Below are 5441 nucleotides of genomic sequence, written 5' to 3' on the forward strand. Positions count from 1 at the left end.
GTTTTTGTAAAGGTATCGTCGGTCCAATCGCGACGCACCATGATCTTCACTTCACTTCCAGCCTCACCTTTGAGGACTTCACTCGTTTGCTCGGTGTTGAATCCGACCACGGACTTACCGCCCACTTCGAGCAAGATATCGCCCGCTTTAAGCCCGGCCTCATCGGCCGGAAAACCGAGGTACGGCTCTGAGATCACGATGTACTCGCCTTGCTTGCGAATAAGGGCTCCAATTCCACCGTATTCACCGGTAGTTTGGAATCTGAAATCCTCGATCTTAGATTCGGGGATGTAGTTGGTATAGGGGTCTAGAGATTCGAGCATGGAATCGATACCCGTTTTCACCAGTTCACCGGGCTCTATCTCATCGACGTAATAAGTATTGAGTTCCTGAAATAAGGTAGTGAAGATGTCGAGCTGCTTGGATATCTCAAAGTAGCTGCCTTGAAATGCCGACCCCACCAGCAAAACCGCGAGTAGCGATGTAGCGATGAGGCCTCTTTTTAAATTCTTGAGTAGAAGTTTCATATGATCCATTTTTCCCGTTTGCCCTGCTCCTCTAAAAAACGCTCAAAAAGGTAGCATATTTTCTGCTCCATTTCATCTTGCGCTCTTTCTGCTCCATCGAGGTAAACCAACATGGCGGCCGTGGGTCCAGAAAGTCGCCCTAGCCAGCGATCCTTGTTCAAACGATAGGCCTCGCGGATCTTTCTTTTTATTCTGTTGCGCCTCACGGCGCGATTAACACGTCGTTTGGGAACGCTGATCGTTACCTGAAAAGGTTCAACCACTTCGGGACCCGTATACCAGATCAGCCGAAAAGGATAATGTTTTACGGAGTTCCCTTCAGAAAACAGCTTATCCATGATCTGCTGAGAGATCAATCGTTCATTTTTCCGAAAGGTAGGGCTCATACCGCAAAGGTACGGGTTATTTGCGTCCGTTGACCTTTTTGATGTACTGCTCCAGGGCCATGGTCATGGACGGTGCGTCCATGCTCGGTGCCTGAATGTTGAGGGTCAATCCAGCTTCCTCAACCGCTTTCCGGGTCGTAGGGCCAAAAGCCGCGATGCGGGTGTCGTTCTGCTCGAAATCCGGGAAATTCTCAAAGAGCGATTTGATACCTGATGGACTAAAGAACACAAGGATATCGTACAACACGTCGCTCAGATCCGAAAGGTCACTGCATACGGTCTTGTACAATACGGCGCGGGTGTAGTCGATCTTCCCTTCTTCAAGTGCTTCGGGGATGTTCGGCTTCAAAATATCCGATGAGGGCAATAAGAATTTCTCTTTCTTGTGCTTTTTGATCGTAGGCATCAGATCCTCAAAACGGGTTTTACCGTAATAGATCTTGCGCTTGCGATAAACCACGTATTTCTGCAAGTAGTAGGCGATCGCCTCTGACATACAGAAATACTTCATAGAGTCGGGAACGTTGAAGCGCGTTTCTTCCGCGATGCGGAAATAATTATCGACTGCATTCCGACTCGTCAGAATAACTGCGCTGTAATCCGCTAGGTTGATTCGGGATTTTCGGAATTCAGAGGAATCCACCGACTCGACATGGATAAAGGGTCGAAAATCGATCTTTACCTTTTGCTTTTCAGCAAGGTCGAAGTAAGGAGAGCTCTCTGTCTTCGGTTCCGGTTGAGAAACCAGAATCGTTTTAACCTTGTTTTCCGCCATCTTTTGTGCTTCCGTTAGTACGAAACAGACAACCACTTTGCTATGAGCAGAATAGGCGCTATTTCGAGGGCGCAAATGTACAAAATTAAATAGTAGAAGTAAAGCCGCGTTTGCTTTAGTAACTTTCGGAAAATCTGAACGTAACCCCACATTAAAAGTAGTCCGCCGGCGATAAGTCCGATATACAGCACCCACTCCTTTGCCAACGGCATGTACACTGACAAAACCGCGGATCCAAACCACACTCTACTGACCAACACCGCGTTCGAGTATCTCCTTAACAGGGCGTAGCGAACAGTCGTTTCCATTCGGAACAACCGACCCAAAAAGAGTACCAACACCGTTCTTAAGAGGTAGGTGGCAAAAAAAGCGAGCAGTAAATAGGCGAAGAGCACAAGGTTATCGAAGGCCCACCACTGGTAAAAATGATTCAATCGCACGGTTACGAATGCCAGAGACATGAGGAACATGACTCCTATGGGTACATTGAAATTATTGAATAGCCACCGCTCTTCTCGGGCGTAAAGATTAACGTATTGTTCACTTACGAGGTTTCCGGTGAACTGCCGAAAGCGGAGTGGATACGACATGCGAACGTAGGCCAAGATCGTCAGCCAAATAAAAACGAGCAAAGTGAGCCAATCTCGCCCGTCGTTCGAGCGTTCCAATATCTCCGGCCAATCCATGTGCCGAAGGTACGAAAGGAGTCGGGTAGAAAAATTACTTTAGCGGCATGAATCCATTTAGCTCAAGGATACATTTTCGACATACAGGACTTTTGATCCTCCGTCTAGGTATAGGACTAAGCTTCGCGTTTATCCACGGACTGCCCAAGTTGTTGGGCGGTTATGAACGGTGGGAATCGCTCGGTCGAAAAATGACCTATCTCGGTATCGATTTCTGGCCCATGATGTGGGGCTTAAGTGCTGCGTTGGCTGAATCCGTAGGCGGTCTCCTCATCGCAATCGGCTGGGTAACGAAACCCGCGGCCGGATTCCTAGCCTTTACCATGATCGTGGCCGCGGCCATGCACCTCGGCCAGGGTGAGGGGCTCAGTGGAGCCTCTCACGCCTTGGAAGCCTTGGTGATCTTTGTGGTCCTGATCTTTACGGGATCAGGAAAATACTCTCTCGAGCAATACTTATTGAACCAATAGAGGTTTCATCAATGCGCCGCGTTCGCTGGCGAACTCGACCCAATATGTTCCTTTTGCAACATCGCTCAACTCGATGCGCACATCGTGCTCACCTTGCTGATCACTATACCAGAGCTGCTGCACCAACTGACCAGAGCTGCTGTACATCCGTACTTGCAGCCAATCGGTTTGCTGATCAAAGACCAAGCGCACATAATCCGTAGCTGGCTGTGGATAGAATTTTGGCTGAAGTGACTCTTCGTCAAGCGAAAAGGTGTTATCCTCAGATGCCGTGATAGGCCCTACACTCAATACTTTGTCACCGCTATTGGAACCATTACCATTGGCAAAGACACATACAGCGTAGAACCCTACATCGCCCGTACCGGTCACCGGAGCGGTCCATTGAAACGACCATGAATTTTCGTTTCCGGCCGTATTGATACTTCCTGAAGTGTGCGTGATGTGGCTTTGACCCCATCCCATCAACTGCGTTCCCGAACCTGAGATCAGCGTTCCCGCCTTTTGGTTGTCCGACAACCGCTCGGCGGTCAAGCTAAATCCGATTCGAGGCCCGTTGAACGACCCGCGATTACCGATCACCGTGACGTTGTAGGTTTGACCCGGGATATAACCCGAGTCCGGAATATTACTGATGTCGATGTCTACCGTCTGATCTATCGGATTGCTCGCCGTATGGCAACCGGCAGCACAAGTAACGTTGTTGTCTCCAGGTGAACCGGTACGTCCGGCCGGTGCGCCAGCGCTGTTGTTGAGTGCCGGAGTCGCGAATAGCAATCCTGCCGCAGGCAGTAATAAAAACAAGTAGCTTTTTTTCATGAGCAGAGTAGTTTTGCAGTTTTACAAATTAATGGCGGAACAATAAATCTCGTACATTTGTTCCGCTTTTTAAAGGACCCAAGTCACCATGGCCAAGACCGATCTATTTCAATCCCCGGATTACTACCAATTCGACGAACTCCTCAGCGAGGAACACAAACTCGTTCGTAACGCTACCCGCGATTGGGTCAAGCGTGAGCTAAGCCCGATCATCGAGGATTATGCGCAGCGCGCCGAATTTCCAAAACACATCATTCAAGGGCTGGCCGAAATTGGTGCCTTTGGACCGTACATTCCGGAAGAATACGGCGGGGCCGGACTCGACCAGATGTCGTACGGACTCATGATGCAGGAGATCGAGCGAGGCGACTCTGGAATTAGATCTACGTGTTCGGTGCAGAGTTCGTTGGTTATGTACCCCATTTTCGCGTACGGAAACGAAGAGCAAAAGCAAAAGTATTTGCCCAAACTCGCTTCAGGTGAGTACGTTGGGTGTTTCGGCTTAACCGAACCTAATTTTGGCTCGAATCCGGGTGGAATGGTGACCAACTTCAAAGACGATGGCGATCACGTGATCCTCAACGGTGCCAAAATGTGGATCTCGAACGCTCCTTTTGCCGATATCGCGGTCGTTTGGGCCAAAAGCGAAGAAGGGCGTATTCACGGGCTTGTGGTAGAGCGCGGAATGGAAGGGTTCAGCACGCCTGAAACATACGGCAAATGGAGCTTGCGCGCGAGTGCTACGGGAGAGCTCGTATTCGAGAACGTGCGCGTACCAAAGGCCAACATTTTGCCGAACAAATCGGGCCTCGGAGCCCCGCTCGGTTGCCTCGATAGCGCTCGTTACGGTATCGCGTGGGGGGCCATTGGAGCCGCAATGGATTGCTACGACACCGCCTTACGCTACAGCAAGGAGCGGGTGCAGTTCGATCGCCCCATTGGCGGGTTCCAGTTACAACAAAAGAAACTGGCCGAAATGATCACCGAGATCACCAAGGCTCAAGCACTGACCTACCGCTTGGGACAACTCAATAACGAAGGTCGCGCTACTTCAGCACAGATCAGCATGGCCAAGCGGAACAACGTCGATATGGCCCTCACGATCGCTCGCGATGCACGTCAAATGTTGGGCGGGATGGGTATCACCGGGGACTACCCGATCATGCGCCACATGATGAACCTCGAATCAGTAGTTACCTACGAAGGAACACACGATATTCACCTGCTCATCACCGGGTTGGATGTGACGGGGCTTAATGCATTCAAATAGGTCTTAGTTCTTAGGGTTTAGGTCTTAATTGGAGGATCTCGACCGCAATCGTAATCAACGGTTCTTAATTAGTCGAATCCGGCTCTGTTCTAGTAACGGTTTGCGTGCAAGGACAGGTGCTTTGCGGTTATGATGACAAGATAAGAAAGCTCAGTAGTTTAGGCGAGGACTTCGGAGTAGGGAGATTAGAGCGCTTGGCTTTGCCTGTTGTTAACTGCCGGTGCTTGATTTATTGTTTGTTTTTGAGACGGATATACTCCTAGAAATCCATTCTCTATTTTGCAACACCTTTGTCATATCCTCACAAATCAACGGACATGGGAAGGTTATGACTAAATTTCATTTCAATAGAAATTTGTTTGTTATATCTGTTTTGACCATTGGGTAAGTATTAGCCTATAATTAGCCGAGCATTATCACTACTTTATATGTAACACTCCCCGAAATTTAGACCACTTGCTAGGTTAAATTTAAAAGTACCTACATTAGGCTAAGTTATGAGTGGAAA

At 49.1% G+C, this 5441-nt stretch carries 7 protein-coding genes; 2 read left to right on the plus strand and 5 right to left on the minus strand.

Translation table 11 applies throughout. The features are described 5' to 3' along the window. The 4 genes from J4F31_11710 to J4F31_11725 form a co-directional block, all read right to left on the minus strand. Window positions 1-527, minus strand: a 527-nt coding sequence (locus J4F31_11710; protein ID MCE2497223.1) for a PDZ domain-containing protein, incomplete at its 3' end; no start/stop codon positions are given. Next, window positions 524-913 carry a ribonuclease P protein component gene (locus J4F31_11715; GenBank protein MCE2497224.1) on the minus strand — a complete coding sequence of 130 codons (390 nt, stop codon included), beginning with the start codon at window positions 911-913 and terminating at the stop codon, window positions 524-526. The genes J4F31_11715 and J4F31_11710, both read right to left, overlap by 4 nt. Window positions 914-929: 16 nt before the next feature. After that, window positions 930-1688, minus strand: a complete 759-nt coding sequence (locus J4F31_11720) for a uroporphyrinogen-III synthase (protein ID MCE2497225.1) — start codon at window positions 1686-1688, stop codon at window positions 930-932. 14 nt (window positions 1689-1702) lie between these two features. Then, the gene (locus J4F31_11725; protein MCE2497226.1) at window positions 1703-2374 is read right to left on the minus strand and encodes a DUF4271 domain-containing protein; all 672 of its coding nucleotides are present in this window, start codon (window positions 2372-2374) and stop codon (window positions 1703-1705) included. Window positions 2375-2466: 92 nt separating this feature from the next. Between J4F31_11725 and J4F31_11730 the strand changes: the two genes are divergently transcribed. Beyond that, complete coding sequence (locus J4F31_11730; protein MCE2497227.1) at window positions 2467-2844, plus strand: DoxX family protein; 378 nt, start codon at window positions 2467-2469, stop codon at window positions 2842-2844. On the opposite strand, the gene J4F31_11735 is transcribed toward J4F31_11730, so the two are convergent. Next, window positions 2830-3663, minus strand: coding sequence for a T9SS type A sorting domain-containing protein (locus J4F31_11735; GenBank protein ID MCE2497228.1), 834 nt, complete (start codon window positions 3661-3663; stop codon window positions 2830-2832). The two genes, J4F31_11730 and J4F31_11735, sit on opposite strands and share 15 nt — an antisense overlap. An 88-nt stretch (window positions 3664-3751) precedes the next feature. Between J4F31_11735 and J4F31_11740 the strand changes: the two genes are divergently transcribed. Then, window positions 3752-4933, plus strand: coding sequence for an acyl-CoA dehydrogenase family protein (locus J4F31_11740; protein ID MCE2497229.1), 1182 nt, complete (start codon window positions 3752-3754; stop codon window positions 4931-4933). The last annotated feature ends 508 nt before the right edge of the window (window positions 4934-5441 follow it).

The organism is Flavobacteriales bacterium (genome assembly GCA_021296215.1).
Classification (GTDB): Bacteria; Bacteroidota; Bacteroidia; order Flavobacteriales; family ECT2AJA-044; genus ECT2AJA-044.